This window comes from Flavobacterium sp. EDS, from assembly GCF_020991525.1.
GTDB lineage: Bacteria > Bacteroidota > Bacteroidia > Flavobacteriales > Flavobacteriaceae > Flavobacterium.
Genome location: NZ_JAJMOZ010000001.1, coordinates 109,173 through 127,851, shown reverse-complemented (window position 1 = coordinate 127,851; position 18,679 = coordinate 109,173). Strand labels below are relative to the sequence as shown.

14 protein-coding genes are annotated in these 18,679 nt (G+C 31.4%); 11 read left to right on the top strand and 3 right to left on the bottom strand.

Annotated features, from left to right (window positions below):
• Positions 1-2: 2 nt before the first annotated feature.
• The 5 genes from LPB87_RS00570 (at position 3) to LPB87_RS00550 (ending at position 7,498) form a co-directional block, all read left to right on the top strand.
• A complete protein-coding gene (locus LPB87_RS00570; RefSeq protein ID WP_230604365.1) occupies positions 3-2,912 on the top strand; it encodes a DEAD/DEAH box helicase in 2,910 nt (969 codons plus the stop codon).
• A gap of 63 nt (positions 2,913-2,975) precedes the next feature.
• On the top strand, positions 2,976-4,229 hold the full coding sequence (locus LPB87_RS00565) for a DUF5103 domain-containing protein (protein ID WP_129540920.1): 1,254 nt from the start codon (positions 2,976-2,978) through the stop codon (positions 4,227-4,229).
• Between the two features lie 80 nt (positions 4,230-4,309).
• Positions 4,310-4,696 (top strand): Co2+/Mg2+ efflux protein ApaG, encoded by a 387-nt coding sequence (gene apaG, locus LPB87_RS00560; protein ID WP_129540919.1) that lies wholly within the window; start codon positions 4,310-4,312, stop codon positions 4,694-4,696.
• A 151-nt stretch (positions 4,697-4,847) separates the two neighbouring features.
• A complete protein-coding gene (gene pruA, locus LPB87_RS00555; protein ID WP_035618140.1) occupies positions 4,848-6,476 on the top strand; it encodes an L-glutamate gamma-semialdehyde dehydrogenase in 1,629 nt (542 codons plus the stop codon).
• Between the two features lie 293 nt (positions 6,477-6,769).
• Complete coding sequence (locus LPB87_RS00550) at positions 6,770-7,498, top strand: hypothetical protein (protein WP_129540918.1); 729 nt, start codon at positions 6,770-6,772, stop codon at positions 7,496-7,498.
• Positions 7,499-7,575: 77 nt separating this feature from the next.
• Here LPB87_RS00550 and LPB87_RS00545 read toward each other — a convergent pair whose 3' ends face one another.
• Complete coding sequence (locus LPB87_RS00545) at positions 7,576-8,664, bottom strand: hypothetical protein (protein ID WP_230604363.1); 1,089 nt, start codon at positions 8,662-8,664, stop codon at positions 7,576-7,578.
• A gap of 310 nt (positions 8,665-8,974) precedes the next feature.
• Here LPB87_RS00545 and LPB87_RS00540 point away from each other — a divergent pair, with 310 nt between their 5' ends.
• The 4 genes from LPB87_RS00540 to LPB87_RS00525 all read left to right on the top strand — a co-directional run bounded on the left by LPB87_RS00540 (position 8,975) and on the right by LPB87_RS00525 (position 13,766).
• The gene (locus LPB87_RS00540) at positions 8,975-10,027 is read left to right on the top strand and encodes a sensor histidine kinase (RefSeq protein ID WP_230604361.1); all 1,053 of its coding nucleotides are present in this window, start codon (positions 8,975-8,977) and stop codon (positions 10,025-10,027) included.
• Positions 10,028-10,073: 46 nt separating this feature from the next.
• Positions 10,074-11,240: an alpha/beta fold hydrolase gene (locus LPB87_RS00535; protein ID WP_129540915.1), complete on the top strand. Its 1,167-nt coding sequence runs from the start codon at positions 10,074-10,076 to the stop codon at positions 11,238-11,240.
• A gap of 30 nt (positions 11,241-11,270) precedes the next feature.
• Entirely contained in the window at positions 11,271-12,992 is a 1,722-nt protein-coding gene (locus LPB87_RS00530; RefSeq protein WP_230604359.1) for a serine hydrolase, read from the top strand.
• Positions 12,993-13,067: 75 nt separating this feature from the next.
• On the top strand, positions 13,068-13,766 hold the full coding sequence (locus tag LPB87_RS00525; RefSeq protein ID WP_230604358.1) for a response regulator transcription factor: 699 nt from the start codon (positions 13,068-13,070) through the stop codon (positions 13,764-13,766).
• Between the two features lie 64 nt (positions 13,767-13,830).
• Here LPB87_RS00525 and LPB87_RS00520 read toward each other — a convergent pair whose 3' ends face one another.
• Both LPB87_RS00520 and rsmG read right to left on the bottom strand, forming a co-directional pair.
• On the bottom strand, positions 13,831-15,246 hold the full coding sequence (locus LPB87_RS00520) for an alkaline phosphatase (protein WP_230604917.1): 1,416 nt from the start codon (positions 15,244-15,246) through the stop codon (positions 13,831-13,833).
• Between the two features lie 304 nt (positions 15,247-15,550).
• Positions 15,551-16,180, bottom strand: coding sequence for a 16S rRNA (guanine(527)-N(7))-methyltransferase RsmG (gene rsmG / locus LPB87_RS00515; RefSeq protein WP_129540912.1), 630 nt, complete (start codon positions 16,178-16,180; stop codon positions 15,551-15,553).
• A gap of 107 nt (positions 16,181-16,287) precedes the next feature.
• Here rsmG and LPB87_RS00510 point away from each other — a divergent pair, with 107 nt between their 5' ends.
• Both LPB87_RS00510 and LPB87_RS00505 read left to right on the top strand, forming a co-directional pair.
• On the top strand, positions 16,288-17,385 hold the full coding sequence (locus LPB87_RS00510) for an acyl-CoA desaturase (protein WP_129540911.1): 1,098 nt from the start codon (positions 16,288-16,290) through the stop codon (positions 17,383-17,385).
• 71 nt (positions 17,386-17,456) lie between these two features.
• The gene (locus LPB87_RS00505; RefSeq protein ID WP_129540910.1) at positions 17,457-18,647 is read left to right on the top strand and encodes a pyridoxal phosphate-dependent aminotransferase; all 1,191 of its coding nucleotides are present in this window, start codon (positions 17,457-17,459) and stop codon (positions 18,645-18,647) included.
• The last annotated feature ends 32 nt before the right edge of the window (positions 18,648-18,679 follow it).

Sequence of the window (18,679 nt, the reverse complement as noted above, 5' to 3'; positions counted from 1 at the left end):
TCTTGCAACCTTCTAAATTATTTCAATTTTGTTTTGACATCAGTTTTGAAAAAAATCTGAATACTTATATCCCAACCGCTTATATCATTGAAAACACCAATGAAATTAGATATTTAAACAAAAAAGCAACAACAGGCGTTCTAGAAAGTTTCGGAATTGTTTTCGAAGATTTAGACTCGAATACACAAAAAATACTAACTGCTTGTGAAGTATTAAAGCCTGAATTTATTTTCAAGAAATTTAGTGCAAAAATCAAATCAGCAAAAATAATTACGGATTTACAAAAAGATTCCAAAATTGATTTTGCAATTCGCCAGCATTTACAACTAAATCTAAACACCTTTTACACGCTAATTGTAAAAGAACAATTTCCTTTATCAATTAACATGGGAGTTGAAAAGGATTTTTATCGCTCCCGAATTAGTATCGAACCTCTAGATTTTGAACCTCAAATTCAATTTGACAAACACTCAGAAGGAATTACATATACCCTATCTTTAAAAGAAAACAACACTACTTTTTCACCCATGAATAGTAGTGTCGACATACTATTAGACGAACCAAGCTGGTTAATTATTGATAAAAAACTAGGGCAACTAAAGGAGTTGAATTCTAAAAAGCTCACCCCTTTTTTAAAGAAAAAATCAATCGAAATCCCTTCAAGATTAGTTGATGATTATTTTAAAAATTTCATTCCTGAAATAGCTAAAAAAACTGACATTGGAGCAACTGGTTTTGAAATTGAACTTCGTGATAAAATTATTTCTTGTACGATTCAACCCGTTTATGATTTCTTTAAAAACTGCTACTATCTCAACCTTTATTTCGACTATAATGGCTATTTATTTGATGCCAATAAAACTAAAAACACACATACATTTGTTGATTTCAGCATTGCTAATGAACCAAAAATAATTCAGTTTAAACGAAGTCCTGACGAAGTTTTATATACCGAAAAACTACTTGAAATTGGTTTCATAAAAATTAAAAATGAATTGTTTGGATGGAACACTGACACTGAAGCTCATGATCCTTATACTAATATTCAATTGGTTATTAATCGGAAAGAAGAGCTAGAAAGTTTAGGTTTTACAATTGAAAAACTTCAACTGGAAAGCAAAGAAATCATCACAGAAAGTCATACCATTTCGGCTTCAAAAGGAGAAACAAAAGAAGATTGGTTTGACATCAAAATAATCCTTACAATTGGAAATTTCACTATCAATTTTAGTGAAATTATTCCGAATATAAAAAGCAAAGAAAGGCTCTTTTTATTGCCTGACGGAAACTATTTTTTGATTCCATTAGAATGGCTCAGTAAATATAGCTCGCTGGCAAAATTAGCCAGAACAGAAAATGGAAATCTTCTTTTGCGTAAAAGTAATTTTGCGGCTTTGGATGCAATTCCGGAAATCAAAAACGATGTAAACCCTATTCTTAAAGCTGAATACGCCTCTTCTGATTTGTTAAAAGCTACTTTAAGACCCTATCAAATTGATGGCGTTAAATGGCTTTTGAGTCATTTTAACTCCAATTTAGGGGCTTGTCTGGCTGACGATATGGGACTTGGAAAAACGTTACAAACTTTGGCTGTATTAGTTGCCGTTCAGGAACAGCTAGGATTTACAACCAAAACCACCAATTTTGATTTGTTTCAAAACGAAACCGTTATTGAAAGAGATCCTTTAAAAACCTTGATTGTTCTACCTTCTTCATTGGTTTTTAACTGGTATAATGAATCTCAGAAATTCACACCGCATTTTTCAAAAATGCAGTATGTTGGTAACGACAGAAAACTATTAGCGAGTAGATTAGAATCATCCGATTTGATTTTTACCAGCTACAGCATCATTCACCGTGATATTGCAATTTTAGAAAAGTATAATTTTCGCTATTTAATTTTGGACGAAAGTCAATACATCAAAAATAAAAATTCTAAAATTTTTAAAGCGATTAATAAAATAAACACAGAACATAAAATAGCTTTAAGTGGTACTCCTATCGAAAACTCATTAGACGATTTATGGTCGCAAATGCAATTTATAAATCCTGATATTTTGGGTAGTTATAATTTCTTTGCAGAAAACTTCAAAATCCCGATTGAGAAAAAGCAAGATGAAGATAGTTTAACAGAGCTAAAAAATCTTATTCAACCTTACATTTTAAGAAGAACCAAAGAACAGGTATTAAAAGACTTACCAGAATTAACAGAGCAGATTTATTATTGCGACATGGATCCTGAACAGGAGAAATTATATGAAAAAGAAAAATCAAAAGCTCGTAATTTTTTACTAAAAACAGATGGCTCCGGTCCAGACAAAATTAGCATCATCAATACGTTGATGAAGTTAAGACAACTGAGTAATCATCCTAAAATGGTAGATCAGGAATCAGAAATTGATTCTGGGAAATATAATGCAGTTACAAACTATCTAGAAACTTTAGTAAAAGGGAAACAAAAAACCATCATTTTTAGTTCATTTGTTACCAATTTGAGTTTTTATACAACTTGGTGTAAAGAGAACAAAATAGATTTTTGCGAGATAACAGGTGAAACTCCTGCTAAGAAAAGAGAACAGCAAGTAAATCTGTTTCAGGAAAATGAAAATCCTTTGTTATTTTTTATTTCACTCAAAGCAGGTGGCGTTGGTTTAAATATCACCAAAGCTTCTTATGTTTTATTCTTAGATCCATGGTGGAATCCTTTTGCTGAAAAACAAGGAGTAGGTAGAGCTCATAGAATTGGACAATTAAATAAAGTAAATGTCATTCGATTTATTTCAAAAAATACGGTTGAAGAAAAAATAATTAAACTGCAAGAAAACAAAAAACTACTATCAGATTCACTATTAGAAGAAAGCTATATTAACGACGAAATCGAAATTAATTTAGAATATATATTAGGTTCTTAACAAATAGGCCCATTTTTCGTTATATAAAATTCCTATATTTACATTTTTGCAACGTAATATATTATGCTAAAATCTATCTTCCGAAAATTAGTTCTCCTTCTTATTTTTACTTCGGCAAAAGCCCAAGTACAATCTGAAATTGCCCCTCCCTATAATATAAAGACTGTTTCTTTTGTACAAAGCGGACAAAATATTGTTCCAATATTCGAATTAGGAAGTGAAATTCAATTGCAATTTGATGACCTTTTTGGTAATGAAGCCGATTATTACTACGAAATAACGCACTGTGACTATAATTGGATTCCTTCAAATATTCCAAAAACAGAATATCTACAAGGATTTGATGGCCAGAGGATCACTAATTACATTAACTCATTCAACACACTACAAATATACTCACACTATAAACTCTCTTTCCCTAATCAATTCACTCATATATTGATTACAGGTAATTACATTCTCAAAATTCTGAATGAAGATAAAGAAGTGGTTTTTTCTAGAAAGTTTATTGTGTACGAAAATCTAGTCACAGTTCCTGCTCAGGTAAAAAGAAGCCGAACAGTAAACAATATTGAACATAAGCATAATTTAGATTTTTCTATAAAATCTAGCTCTCTTAACTTTCAAACACCTTTACAAAATGTAAAAGTTCTTTTATTGCAAAATGGCAATTTCAATACTGCAATAAAAAACATTCCGCCACAATATACCATCGGGAATGACTTAATATATAAATACAATGATGAAACTCAATTTTGGGCAGGAAACGAATTTCTATATTTTGAAAATAAAGACATTCGCAACGCAGGTAACAATGTGGGAAGAGTTGATTCAAGCAAAGACATATACAATTCTTATCTATATACTAACCAAGCGCGAGGAAACTTTCCTTACACCAACTATCCAGACATAAATGGTAACTTTCTTGTAAAAAATATAAACGCAACAAATAATGAGATCGAAGCTGATTATGCTTGGGTTTACTTCACCCTTTCGGCACCTGCTTTCCGACTCAATAAAGACATTTATGTTAATGGAATGTTTGATAATTACAGCTTAACTCCTGAGAATAAAATGGACTACAATACAGAAAAAGGAGTCTATGAAAAAGCAATAATGATAAAACAAGGATTTACTAATTATCAATATCAAATAGCTGATAAAAAAGGGGTAATCGATTTTGAAAATGCAATTGATGGTAATTTTTATCAAACCGAGAATGAATACACCATACTGGTTTATTATCGTGAGAATAGTGACCGTTATGATCATGTAATCGGAAAAGGATCCGCTAACTCACTGAATATCATTAACTAAAAAACATTTAGCAAATGATTCTTTTAAATCATTTTTTTTTGTAAATTTGCTTCTATTACGCACATATATAACACTTTAGTATGGTTTCTCAAATAACAAGAGGCATAAAAATATCCGTTTTAACTAGTTTTGAAGGTACTTACTTCAAGAACTACAAGATTCATTTTGCCTTTAGCTATGTAGTTACTATTGAGAACCATAGCAAAGATTCGGTACAACTTACTTCTCGCCATTGGGAAATTTTCGATTCGCTTAACGATATCGAAATAGTTGATGGTGAAGGCGTAATTGGAAAAAAACCAGTTTTAAAGCCTGGTGAATTTCATACCTATAGTTCAGGATGTCTTTTATCATCTCCTTATGGAGCGATGAAAGGATATTTTAATATGGTAAATTTTACTACTACAAAAATTTTCAAAGTTATAGTACCTAATTTTAGAATGTGTGCTCCTTTTGCTTTGAACTAAATTCTTATTGCATCTAAATATTTTATAGTTAACTTATAACAAAATTATCAGATTATTAATTTAACCTTCGTACTTTTGTAGAGCGTTAGATAATTCGTATAAAATGAATTATCCAACTGTTAATTTGTCTAATTATCTAATTTTAAACAATATGCTAAAAGGATTTTTTCATGTACCTAAAGCGGTAAACGAACCCGTAAAAGGATATGCTCCAAACTCACCAGAAAAAGCAGCAGTACAAGCAGCTTACACTACAATGTGGAACTCTAAAATTGATGTTCCGTTATATATTGGAAGTGAAGAAATTAAAACTGGAAACACTAGAAATATTACGGCTCCTCATGATCACAAACATGTAGTAGGTACCTACCACTTAGCCGAAAAAACACATATCGAAAAAGCAATTGCTAATGCGCTTGAAGCAAAAGACGCATGGGCTAATATGGCATGGGAACAACGTGCTGCTATTTTCTTAAAAGCTGCTGAACTTATTGCTGGCCCTTACAGAGCTAGAATAAATGCTGCTACAATGATCGGACAATCAAAAAACATTCACCAAGCTGAAATTGATGCTTCATGTGAATTAATTGATTTCTTACGTTACAATGTTGAGTTCATGACCCAAATTTATGCAGATCAGCCAAAATCTGATTCTACAACTTGGAACCGTCTTGAATACAGACCTCTAGAAGGTTTTGTATATGCAATTACTCCTTTTAACTTTACTGCTATTGCTGCAAATCTTCCTGCAAGTGCTGCAATGATGGGGAATGTTGTTATCTGGAAACCAAGTGATAGCCAAGTGTTCTCAACTAAAATTATCATCGACGTATTTAAAGAAGCTGGAGTTCCAGACGGTGTAATAAATGTTGTTTTTGGTGATGCATTAATGATTACTGATACAGTATTAGCAAGTCGTGATTTTGCAGGAGTTCACTTTACAGGTTCAACTCATGTATTTAAAGATATTTGGGCAAAAATTGGTGCAAACATTCACAATTACAAAACTTACCCAAGAATCGTAGGTGAAACAGGTGGTAAAGATTTTATCATTGCACATCCAAGTGCTAATGCTAAACAAGTATCAACTGGAATTGTACGTGGAGCATTTGAATTTCAAGGACAAAAATGTTCTGCAGCTTCAAGAGCTTACATCCCACAAAGTTTATGGCCAACAATAAAAGAACAATTAATTACTGACGTGAAATCTATGAAAATGGGTTCACCAGAAGATTTTGGTAATTTTATTACTGCTGTTATTCACGAAGGATCTTTTGACAAGTTAGCAAGTTTTATTGACCAAGCTAAAAAAGACGCTGATGCAGAAATAATCGTTGGTGGAAATTACGACAAATCTGTTGGATACTTTATTGAACCAACTATTATTGTAACTACAAACCCTAAATATACTACAATGGAAACCGAATTATTCGGACCAGTAATTACTATTTATGTTTATGAAGATGCAAAATGGGAAGAGACTTTAGAATTAGTTGATACTACTTCTGAATATGCTCTTACTGGAGCTGTATTTAGTCAAGATCGTTACGCTATTGAAGTAGCTACTACAAAATTACAAAATGCAGCAGGTAACTTCTATATTAATGACAAACCAACAGGAGCTGTTGTAGGAATGCAACCATTTGGTGGTGCAAGAGCATCAGGAACAAATGACAAAGCAGGTTCTGCATTAAACTTATTGCGTTGGGCTTCACCAAGAACAATAAAAGAAACGTTTGTAACTCCAGAAGATTATAGATATCCTTTTTTAGGAGAATAGTCTCCAAAGTTTAAGAACATAAAACCCCACAAGCTTCAAATATTTTTGAAACTTGTGGGGCTTTCTTTTATAAAGTTTTTTTCACAAATTCATTTTTATTTGTAATATTTTTCGCTTTTTATTGATTTTCAAAAACATACAAGCGATAAAATACCCTATTATGCTATTTTTAAAACTTATCATGACATAGTTAAAATTAAGTACAAATGTAAATTTGAATATTCTTGATCAAGTAACATAGCCTTGAGAAATAAAAAACAAATATTCGTATGTAAAAATTAAATAAAGTAATTATGAAAAGTATAGAAAAAGCGCCAAAAATAATTCGCGAAGCCAAAAGCATCAATCATCCAATTGATTTTAAATGGAATGGAAAAATAATGGAAAAACTTATCGATCCTGCTGAAAATCACGACAAACTAGAACTCGCCTTAACAGGCATTAGTCATAAAGCTTCTTTAGGACTAACAGCTGCTTTACTCGAATGGATATACTGGCGTTATAAAAACCACACCGAAGCATCACAAGAAATGAAACAACGTATTGAAGCACTGTGGTGTGCAGTATCAAATCCTGAATACACAAAGCCATTAGTATTTGACCTCAATATGAATGTGCCTGCATCTGGACCTATAGACGGCCCGCTATGGGTTGCACTTATGAATGTGAGAATGATAGATGTACTACGTCGCAAAGGATCGTATTACCTTCAAAGTGAAATTGTTGGTCTAGCTCTACTTGCTCGTCACATCTCACCTAAGAAAAAAATATTTAACAAATGGCTTAAAAGCACCTTAAAAGAGCTAAACCTTTTATTCCCTTGTCGATATGCTTATGATGATTTGGATAGTAATAACGATGTATATAATCCTTCTGCTGAACCTGTAATATGCCGTGATTTTTTCTTTGATCCATTTTACAAATACACCATAAAATCTTCAGAGATTGCAATTAAGACTTTTGTTGCAAGGCTGGATTACGAAATAAATCCTTTCTTATGTTTTCCAAGCGAAAACAACTAAAATCAACATTTTATATAAGAAAACACAAGTTTCTAATAATTTGAAACTTGTGTTTTACTTATGATAATGAATCAAGTCTATTTTCCTAATTCAAAACTAGAAATCGTGTGAAAAGAATCTATTTCAGTATTCTTCTCTCCTTTAAAAGTATCGTAGTTTACAACCAACAATTTCCCTTTATAAATTATCGTTTCACAAGGGTTATCTAATTGTCCATCAGAACCATCAGCATTACCATTTTCCCAAATTAGATGAATTGTATTTGTATTTAAATCTAACTGATGAACGCTATTATTATCGTAATTGGCAATAAAAATAGAATTCCTTTTTTCATCATAAAAAAATCCATCACAACATTTTAATTTATCCGAGTCAAAAACTACTTTTTTAGATTTAAGCTTACCCTCTTTTGTAAATTCAAGTTTCGTAATTACACCATCTCCAAAATTTCCCGCATACAGATTCCCTTTTTTATCAAAAGCAATACCGTCAATACCAATGGTTCGTTTTGTTACTTCGGGTTTAAGAGTAAATGTTGTTACTAAATAATTAGGTTTTGTATTTTTATCTAAAGTTATTTTACCCGAATTTAATTCTTTCAGAGAGAAGCTATAAATCCCACTTTCTCTCCTATTCTCAAAAAGAGCATCGGTTATATAAACTCTATCTTTATACCATCTTACTGCTTCACCAAAATTGAAACCCTCTGCTAATACCTCAGCATATTTAGGTTTTCCATTCTCAACTACAACCCTTAACAATCTAGAGAAATTTTCTTTATCAGCAAAAAACTGATTATCCATTATATATAAATTCCCATCGGGACCAAATTCCATTCCCATAGGATGTACCTTCTTTGTTACAGGATGCACGGGGAGTTTATCAAACCATGTTACAGGTTTGTCATTTTTATCAAAAGTCAAAATTTTACTTCCATGCTTTTCAAAAGTTTCCGGATTAGTAATAGATAAATACAGATTACCTTTTTTATCCAGAGCCATCCCATCGGGAGTTTGACACGTTTCACCTAAATCGGCAAACAAAGTTGGTTTAATCATTTTCGAAACTTCGCTATAAGTTATTTCTTGCTTGTCTTCTTGTGAAAATAAATTTACGGCATTCATAAGAATCAGAATACCAATTGCATTTTTAATCATTGTCTTCATTTTGTTTAAGTTTAAGTATTTTTGGATTGTTTAAAAAAGTATACTTTTTAGCTCATTTACTAAAAATAATGCGAATAAAAGAATCAGTTTTATCATGATTTATATATTTAAAGCGAATATAATTACAGCGCCAATTTGTTATTTAGTGCGCAATTGAAAACCCAGTTTTAGCATTCAAATAATCGATACTGAAAAAATATCTCATTCGTATGCTCAAACACTGTTTTTAGGAGTGATAACGCTTTATTTAAAGCTAAGAACAAAGCAAACTTCTATATTTTATTATCTTGTTCCCTCTTAAAACATTATAATGCATTTTTTAAAAAATATCGACCTAAAAAGAATTCTCTTCCATTGCATCTATTGGATTTCCTTCTTATTATTATATCTCTCCAGCAAGTCTAATGATACTAGTACTTACGACTTTACTTTTATTTATATCTGGAAAGTTATAGCACAAGCAACCGCTGCTTACGGATTAATTTATTGGATTATCCCACAAACCCTTAACAAAAAAAAATATTTACTTTTTATACTTTTTGCTACAAGTTGGCTCTATTTTGTTTTTGCTCTTTTAATGATCTTTAAATACTATTATTTAGAACCTAAATTCCCTGGATTCTTTGATGATTGGCTTGGGCATAAAATGTCGGTTCCCGAAAGATTAACTTCTTTTAAATTAATCTTTAGAGAATTTTCTTTCATCACTTATCCTATTATTATTTTGGGTTTTATAAGTTTTAATCGCAAGCAGCAACGCCTTTTAAAGTTGGAGGAAGAAAAAAAATCAATGGAATTAAAAGTATTGAAGAATCAACTGAATCCTCATTTCCTTTTCAATACCCTAAATAATTTATATACACTAACGCTGAAAAAAGATGATAAAGCACCCGAAGTAATTGCTAAATTATCTGAAATTTTAGACTTTGTATTGTATCGATGCAACGAAGATTATGTTTCTATTGAAAAAGAAATTGCTTTAATCGATAACTATATTGCCTTAGAAAAACTACGTTATAACGAAAACAGATTAAATATTTCGTTTACCAAATACATCCAGGAAAGCAATAAAATTTCACCACTTATTATATTGACATTTATAGAAAATGCATTTAAACATGGTGTTATTAATGAGACTGAAAAAGCTAATATTAAACTGAATTTAGAGAGTAAAAAAGGACAAATAATTTTTAGTATTGAGAACACAAAACCTCAAAATGATACTGCAGTAATTTCAGACAAATCAAAAATTGGATTAAAAAACGTTCGAAAACAATTGGATTTATTGTATCCAAAAAAACATCAATTAGAAATAGAAGAAACACAAAACATATATACCGTTAAACTTTTTCTTACTCTTTAACATTCTTGAATCAACTTATCACCAAAAACTAATCATTACAAATTTTATGAAAAAACAGTCCTTCATTGTTAGTCTTTTTTTTATTCTCTATTTTATTACTGCAAATAGCCAATCTAAAACAATTGATACTTTGGTTGATGTCGGTAAGCACCGTATTCATTTTAAAATAGTGAAAGGAAAAGGTACACCTATTCTTTTTGATGCAGGTGGCGGGAACGATGGTTCTGTTTGGAATTCGATTCTAAAACCTATTTCCGAATTAACAGATGCAACTTTAATAACATATGACAGAGCTGGTTTTGGTACAAGTACTATTGATACTCTACAAACCGATGATTTGAAACACGGAATTATAAGCAGTGTAGAAGACTTAGAAATTGGCTTAAAAAAACTTGGCTATGACAAAGAAATCATGTTGGTCTCGCATTCATATGGTGGTTATCTCTCTACTCTTTATGCAGCAAGACATCCTAAACTAGTTAAAGGGGTTGTTTTAATTGACGTTAATCACAACTATTATGAAGATGGCTACATTCAAAAAGTACTTGCTACTCAAGACAAGCTTATACCTCAATGGAAAAAAAACAACAAAGGGATTTATTATATGTCAGCAACTATCGTAGAAACTGTAAAGACAATGAGTAAGTTCTCTATTCCTAAAAACATCCCTGTTATTGATTTTGTCAACGAAATTCCTTTCTTAAAGATACCTGAAGAAATTGAACGTTGGAAAGAGTGTCATAAAAAATATGCAACAAAGAATTCTAATGTTACCAGTATAACTGCTTATGGTTGTGGCCACGCGATCTGGATAGACAATCCTCAATTAGTAATAACTACAATTGCTAAAATGTATGCCAATGGTTCTAAACAAAAAACTGAAATTCAAGAGCGCACTTTACAATACGCAATTCAATCTTTTAACGAAGGGAAGAAAGAGCAATTAGCATACAATAATTCAGAAGATGATTTAAATAATTGGGGATATGAATTATTACACAAAAATGAAAATGAAAAAGCATCCGAAGTATTTAAACTTAATGTATTATTGAATCCTACAAGCTCAAACGCTTATGATAGCTATGGTGAAGCTTTGTTGAAAATGAACAAAAAAGAAGAAGCTATTGCAATGTATAAAAAATCTATTGCTCTCAATCCTGAGAATAAAAACGGAAAAGAAGTTTTAGAACGTTTAGCAAAAGAAATAGACTAGATTACTTAAAAAAATCAACATTAGAATAACATGAAAAAAAAATCAAATCATTCTTTATTAAAAGTAATCATTTTAAGTTTTATTATACAAGTGCTCCCTTTCTATGGTAGTGCACAAACTAAATCGGACGCACTAGACAAGTTAATGAAACATTACCATGCAAATGGTATTTTTAACGGAACTATTCTAGTTTCTGAAAACGGAAAAGTAATTTATCGCAACGCTTTTGGTTACGCAAATAATGAAACCAAACAGCTATTAACACCCGAGTCATGTTTTGATCTTGCTTCGGTTTCTAAGCAATTTACTGCAATGGGAATTATGATTTTAAAAGAGAAGAACAAACTTTCTTATGATGATAAACTCATAAAGTATTTTCCAGAATTTCCTGCTTATGCAAATGATATTACTATACGAAATTTATTAAATCACACATCGGGTTTACTAAACTATTATGAGTTCTCTGACAAAGACAATTTGACAAATTTTGAGATATTTAAAATATTAATAAATAGAAATCAATTAAGTTTTAAGCCAGGCGAAAAATATGCTTACAATAACGGAGGTTATGTAATATTGGCATTAATTATAGAAAAAGTTTCAGGTGTATCATTAACTGCATTTATGAAAAAAAACATCTTTGATCCGTTGAAGATGAAAAATACATCTGTCTGTAATGATCCAGGATTTAAAATAAAAAATAGAGCCATTGGTTATAACAGGATTGGAGAAATAGATGATTATAAAATTTCGCACACAGGTTCTACTAGTATATTTTCAAATGTAGATGATTTATTTTTGTGGGAACAATCACTGTATACTGAAAAGCTTGTATCAAAGAAAACAATAGACGAGGCTTTTACCCCAGCAACTATAAAGAATGGTTCTGTATCAAATTATGGGTTTGGATGGCGAATAAGCAAAGACAAACAACAAAAATCAGTAGAACATTCAGGAAGGCAGTTTGGATACCGTACTTTTATAAAGAGAGATTTAACTAAAAATAATTCTTATATTTTACTAACTAATTATGGTGATGCGATTGCATTTAATGAAATAAATCTTGCTATCGATAACATCCTATCTTCAAGTCCCTATATGCTTCCAAAAATTCCAGTTTTTTCTAAACTTAAAGAAGCCATCGATAATAATTCTGTCGAAACAGCTATAGAAATCACAAGAAAAGCTATAAAAGAAAAACCAAATGAATTTGCTCTTAACGGTGATGGTATTAATGAATTAGGATATAAATATTTAAGGGAGAAGAAAACAAACGATGCATTATCTCTTTTTAAATTTAATCTCGAATTAAATCCAAAATCTTCAAATACGTACGATAGTTTAGGTGAAGTTTACCTGGCTATAAACGATACAATAAAAGCTGTAGAAAATTATAAAAAATCAGCCGAACTGGATCCAAATAATTCTAATGCCATTAAAGTTCTAACTAAATTAGGAATTGCTACTGATAAACTGACTCGAGAAATCACAGTTCCGTCAGGAATTCTTAAAACTTATGAAGGCAAATATCAGTTGAATAAAAATTATTTCTTCACTGTTACTTCAAAAGAGGAACAACTGTTTATTCAGGGAACTGGAGAAGCTATAACAACAGTATTTCCTATATCAGAAAATAGATTTTACAGTAAAATAATAACAGCTCAATTTACATTTAATAAAAATGCAAACGGAGAAATTGATAGTCTTACATTAAATATGGGAAGTGAAGTGGTTGCACAAAAAGTGAACTAAAATTAACCGTTTATAAAAAACGAACATCTTACTGCGGTTTTAACATATAAAGAAAAACAAAAAAAACTTTTTCAAATGAAATATAAATGCATTATCGTCGACGATGAACCATTGGCCAGAGAGTTAATCGCATCGCATCTAGCTAATTTTGAGAATTTCGAACTAATCGATTCATTTGAAAACGCATTAAAAGCCTATACTTTTCTAGAAACAAATACAGTCGATTTACTATTTCTGGATATCGAAATGCCTTTATTAAAAGGGAACGATTTTTTGAAGAAACTAAAAAATCCACCTAAAGTAATTTTCACAACCGCTTACCGAGAATACGCTATCGAAGGATACGAACTCAATGTTATAGATTATCTTTTAAAACCAATAACTTTTGATCGCTTTTTTGTTTCAATAGAAAAATTCAAACAATTACAAACGCCCAAAAAAGAAGAAAAATCAATTCCTGAAAATCATATTTTTGTATCTAGTGGAAGTAAGAATATCAAAATAATTCTTGGAGAAATCTTATATATCGAAAGTCTAAAAGATTATATCACAATACATCTTGAAAACGATAAATCACATCATCTTAAACAGAACATCTCTGCCTTCGAAAAATTATTAGATTCAAATTTTGTCCGAGTTCATCGTTCTTTTATTATTCAAACAAAAAAACTAACAGCTTATTCTAAAAATGAAGTCGAAATAAATAATGTAGAAATCCCAATAGGAAGCAGTTATAAAGAAAACTGGCTAACTTATTTAAAAACAATCAAATAATATAAACCCCCACAAACTTCAGATAATCCTGAAACTTGTGGGGCTTGTTTCTTTATGAAGTGAATTAAAACTTATTTTCTACTTCTGCCGCTTGCAACATTAAATAATGCAAATCCGTATTTTTTACAAAAGGTTTTAAAAGTTCACTTCCTGGACCAAACATGGCCAACTCAACATAATCAGCAGAGTGATCCATACTAATCCAACCAACAGAGTTTATTTTACCCTGCATTTCTGCAAAAGCTTTATATGGTAATTTTTTGTAGTTATACAATCCGTCTTCTTTATGTAAGCCATCATAATAACTCAAAACCGTTTTTGCATCATCATCTGATACCGAATGTCCATTTGCCTTTTCAATAATTTCTTTTACTTGTGAAATTGAAGAATCAGGTTTAATCTGATTTAAAATCCATTCATTTGTCTGAGTGTATTTCTGAATACTATCAAAATTCTCATTGGCATACTTGCCATAAATAATTCCCGGATTGGCATTCCCATGATCAGTAGTAATAATAACCAACGTTTCCTTGTCTTTTTCAGCAAAATCAATTGCAATTTTCACTGCTTCATCAAATTCAATTTGATCATTAATCAAACCTGCAATATCATTTCCGTGTGCAGCCCAATCAACCTTTCCGCTTTCTATTTGCAAAACAAAACCATTTTTATGGTCTTTCATTCTATTAATAGCTTTCTGAGCCATTTCGGCTAAACTCGGAACCGTTTCTTTCAAGGTTTTATCGCTATTTCTATCTACATAATACGGAAGACCATCTTCTGAAAACACCCCTAAAATAGGCTTAGCGTTAGAAGCTGCTTCCATTTCAGAACGCGTTTTTACCACCTGATATCCTTTTGCGCTAAAAGCAGCATACATATCCTTTTTATCTTTTCTTACACTAGAGTTAAAATAGTTTGAACCTCCACCCATCATAACATCAAAACCAAGATCTAAATATTGTTCTGCAATATCATCCTGAGCATTTCTGCTTTTACTATTAACACAAAAACCAGCAGGAGTAGCATGAGTTATTGGAACTGTAGTTACGCAACCAGCCATTTTTCCTGCCTTCTTGAACTTTTGCCAAATAGGCAAATGTGGTTCTCCTTGAGGGCTAACATTAAGGACTCCATTATTTACTCTAAAACCACCACCCCATGAAGAGCTGGCTGCCGATGAATCGGTTACAATAGAACTAGCCGAAGCAGTATCCATCAATGCTCTCGAAACTCGATTGTCTTTATATAACTGTATCCAATTGGATCCTTTTCCAGTTTTTCTGTTCAAATACAAATCGGCCATATTTAATGTCCCAGTACTCATCCCATCACTAACTAAGAGAATAATATTTTTTGCTTTCTTATTTTTATTAACCGATTCTAAATCTAAAATATTAGCCGAACCCTGAAAAGGACTCATAACTGCTGCTCCAATTGTAAATAAAGAGCCATTTCTAAAAAACTTCCTTCTATCCATCATTACTTTGTTTATGTAAGTATTTCAAAGATAAAAAAATACACCAACTAACAAAATTATCTTTCTGTTATCATACCGAACTTGTCGCCTAATCATAAATTTTCTAAATCCATTTAAACACGAATGACGCCAATTCACACTAATTCATATGTAAAATTAATTCCTCTAACAAAGTCAACCTATTAAGATTGGTATGATTCGTGTTTGTACTTTATACTTGTATTCAAAACTTAGTAAAACAATCTAAAAAGCAAAAACCCCATCTAATCTAGACAGGGTTTTATAAATCGCATTTTGATAAATCTTAAACTGTAAACTTCAAAGGCAGGTGAACTACTTTTTTTGTTTCAAAGAATTCATCTTCAAAGAAATCGGTTAAATTATATTCTGTTGCTTTAGGAAAATCTTTCAACTCTTCAGTTAAATCTCCACCTTTAAGGTATAAAATTCCGTTTTTAAGTTCGTGTTTGTGTTTTTTCTTGATTTTATCTTTAATCCAAGAAACAAAATCAGGCATGTTAGTTACAGCACGACTTACAATAAAATCGAAATCGCCTTTCACATTTTCAGCACGAAGCTGTTCAGCTTTAACATTCTTTAAATCTAGAGCATCAACAACTCCTTGAACCACTTTTATTTTTTTTGCGATAACATCAATCAAATAAAAACGAGTTTCAGGAAAAAGTATCGCTAAAGGAATTCCCGGAAATCCACCACCAGTACCCACATCAAGAACATAAGTTCCTGGTTCAAATTTCATGATTTTTGCAATCCCTAACGAATGTAAAATATGTTTTGTGTATAATGAATCTATGTCTTTCCTAGAAATAACATTGATTTTTTCATTCCAATCGTGATATAAAAAGTCTAATTTTTGAAATTGTTCGATTTGAAGATCGGTCAAATCAGGAAAATATTTCAATATCTCATCCATTGTTCTATTTTTTTAACAAAAGTACTACTTTACGATTGAAATATTTAACTCAATTTTGTAAATTGAAAATTTATAATAATTATCTTTGAAAACTATTTAATTTCATTATGAATAACACTGCTCCTACATTTGCAAGACAAGACAATCTGAAGTTTTTCAGAACACTTAACTCTCGGGTAAACAATTACTTTAAAGAGAATAACATTCAGAAAACTGGAAACTGGAAATTACACTTAAAAGCTGTTATTCTTTTTGCTGTTTTTTTAACTCCTTATTTTTTAATCCTTACACTTGACATGCCGTTTTGGGTAATGCTCCTTTTATCAATTGTAATTGGTATCGGAATGGCAGGTATTGGAATGAATGTAATGCATGATGGAAATCATGGTTCTTTTTCTAATAAAAACTGGATTAATAAATTCATGGGAGGAACAATTTATGTTCTGGCAGGAAACGTTTACAACTGGCAAGTACAACATAATGTTTTACACCATACTTATACAAATATCCCTGGACATGATGAGGATCTTGATGCTGGAAGAATTATACGTTTTACAAAACACGCAGAATGGCATAAGTTTCACCGTTTTCAACATTATTATTCCGTTTTCTTATATGGCTTATTGACATTTAATTGGGCCATTACGACTGATTTTAAGCAAATGCGTAACTACTTAAAAAGAAAATTATCTTATGGTGAACCAAAAAACCCAAAAATTCTTTGGACAACACTAATTATAACTAAAATCATATATGTATCAATTTGGATTGTTTTACCAATCTTGATTGGAATTACATGGTGGAAAGTACTTATCGGATTCTTTGTAATGCATTATACAGCTGGATTAATTTTAAGCATCGTGTTTCAATTGGCACACGTTGTGGAAGAAACTACAAATCCATCTCCAAATGAATTAGGAGAAATGGACAACACTTGGGCAATACACCAATTATTTACTACAACCAATTTTGCTCCTAAAAATGCTATTGTAAATTGGTACACTGGTGGATTAAATCACCAAATCGAGCATCATATTTTCCCAAACATATGTCACATTCATTATGGGAAAATTGCAAAAATTGTAAAAGAGACTGCAAATGAGTGCAACTTACCTTATTACGAATACAAAACAATGGGAAGTGCTATTGTTGCTCACTTTAAACATTTACGCGACTTAGGAATGAAACCTGGATTATCTGCTTAAACTAAAAAAAACTATTAATAATTAACCCTCCTTAATTAAAGTTAAAATTAAGGACATTCAAAAATTTTATAATGAACCATATTCTTTCAGACAGAATCAACAACCTTGCGACATCACAAACTTTAGCAATGGCTGCTTTGGCACGCGAATTAAAAGCCCAAGGAAAAGACATTATCAGTTTAAGTTTAGGGGAGCCTGATTTTAATACACCTGATTTCATTAAAGAAGCAGTTAAAAAAGCTGTTGACGAAAATTATAGCACATACTCTCCAGTAGAAGGATACTTAGAATTGAGAGAAGCTATCTGCAAAAAATTCAAAAGAGATAACGGATTAGACTATAAACCTTCACAAATTGTAGTTTCTACAGGAGCAAAACAATCTTTATACAATATTGCACAAGTAATGCTTAATGATGGTGACGAGGTTATTTTACCTGCACCTTACTGGGTTTCTTATTTTGAAATCGTAAAACTTTCTGGAGGAGTTCCTGTTGAAGTTCCAACATCTGTAGATACTGATTTTAAAATTACACCTGAGCAATTAGAGGCTGCCATCACACCAAAAACAAAAATGATGTGGTTCAGCTCTCCTTGTAATCCTTCTGGATCGGTTTATAGCAGAGAGGAATTAACAGCTCTAGCAAAAGTTTTAGAAAAATATCCAAACATATACGTTGTTGCTGACGAAATTTATGAGCACATTAATTTTTCTGGAACTTTCTGTAGCATCGGTTCAATTCCTGGAATGTTAGAAAAAACAATCACTGTAAATGGAGTTGCAAAAGCATTCGCTATGACAGGATATAGAATTGGTTACATCGGAGCCCCTGAATTCATTGCAAAAGCATGTACCAAAATTCAAGGACAAGTTACTTCTGGAGCAAATTCTGTAGCACAACGCGCTACAATTACTGCTGTAGATGCTGACCCAAGTGTATTAAACCACATGGTACAAGCTTTCCATACACGTAGAGATTTAGTAGTTGGATTATTAAAAGAAATTCCAGGTGTAAAAATCAACGTTCCAGAAGGAGCATTTTATGTATTTCCAGACGTTTCTTCTTTCTTCGGAAAAACTCTTAGAGGAACAGAAATTAAAGATGCAAACGATTTATCAATGTATCTTTTAGGAGAAGCTAACGTAGCAACTGTAACAGGTGACGCTTTTGGAAATCCAAACTGCATACGTTTTTCTTACGCAACAAGCGAAGACATATTAAAAGAAGCTTTACGCAGAATCAAAGAAGCTTTAACAGCTTAATCAAGATTCAAATTATACAAATTAAAGCCTCA

Bases quoted from the DNA above. Each gene is read 5' to 3' on its own strand.
- LPB87_RS00565 (WP_129540920.1), top strand. From the start codon at position 2,976: ATGCTAAAATCTATCTTCCGAAAATTAGTTCTCCTTCTTATTTTTACT.
- pruA (WP_035618140.1), top strand. From the start codon at position 4,848: ATGCTAAAAGGATTTTTTCATGTACCTAAAGCGGTAAACGAACCCGTA.
- LPB87_RS00545 (WP_230604363.1), bottom strand. From the start codon at position 8,664: ATGAAGACAATGATTAAAAATGCAATTGGTATTCTGATTCTTATGAAT.
- apaG (WP_129540919.1), top strand. From the start codon at position 4,310: ATGGTTTCTCAAATAACAAGAGGCATAAAAATATCCGTTTTAACTAGT.
- LPB87_RS00550 (WP_129540918.1), top strand. From the start codon at position 6,770: ATGAAAAGTATAGAAAAAGCGCCAAAAATAATTCGCGAAGCCAAAAGC.
- LPB87_RS00530 (WP_230604359.1), top strand. From the start codon at position 11,271: ATGAAAAAAAAATCAAATCATTCTTTATTAAAAGTAATCATTTTAAGT.
- rsmG (WP_129540912.1), bottom strand. From the start codon at position 16,180: ATGGATGAGATATTGAAATATTTTCCTGATTTGACCGATCTTCAAATC.
- LPB87_RS00520 (WP_230604917.1), bottom strand. From the start codon at position 15,246: ATGGATAGAAGGAAGTTTTTTAGAAATGGCTCTTTATTTACAATTGGA.
- LPB87_RS00535 (WP_129540915.1), top strand. From the start codon at position 10,074: ATGAAAAAACAGTCCTTCATTGTTAGTCTTTTTTTTATTCTCTATTTT.
- LPB87_RS00540 (WP_230604361.1), top strand. From the start codon at position 8,975: ATGCATTTTTTAAAAAATATCGACCTAAAAAGAATTCTCTTCCATTGC.
- LPB87_RS00510 (WP_129540911.1), top strand. From the start codon at position 16,288: ATGAATAACACTGCTCCTACATTTGCAAGACAAGACAATCTGAAGTTT.
- LPB87_RS00525 (WP_230604358.1), top strand. From the start codon at position 13,068: ATGAAATATAAATGCATTATCGTCGACGATGAACCATTGGCCAGAGAG.
- LPB87_RS00505 (WP_129540910.1), top strand. From the start codon at position 17,457: ATGAACCATATTCTTTCAGACAGAATCAACAACCTTGCGACATCACAA.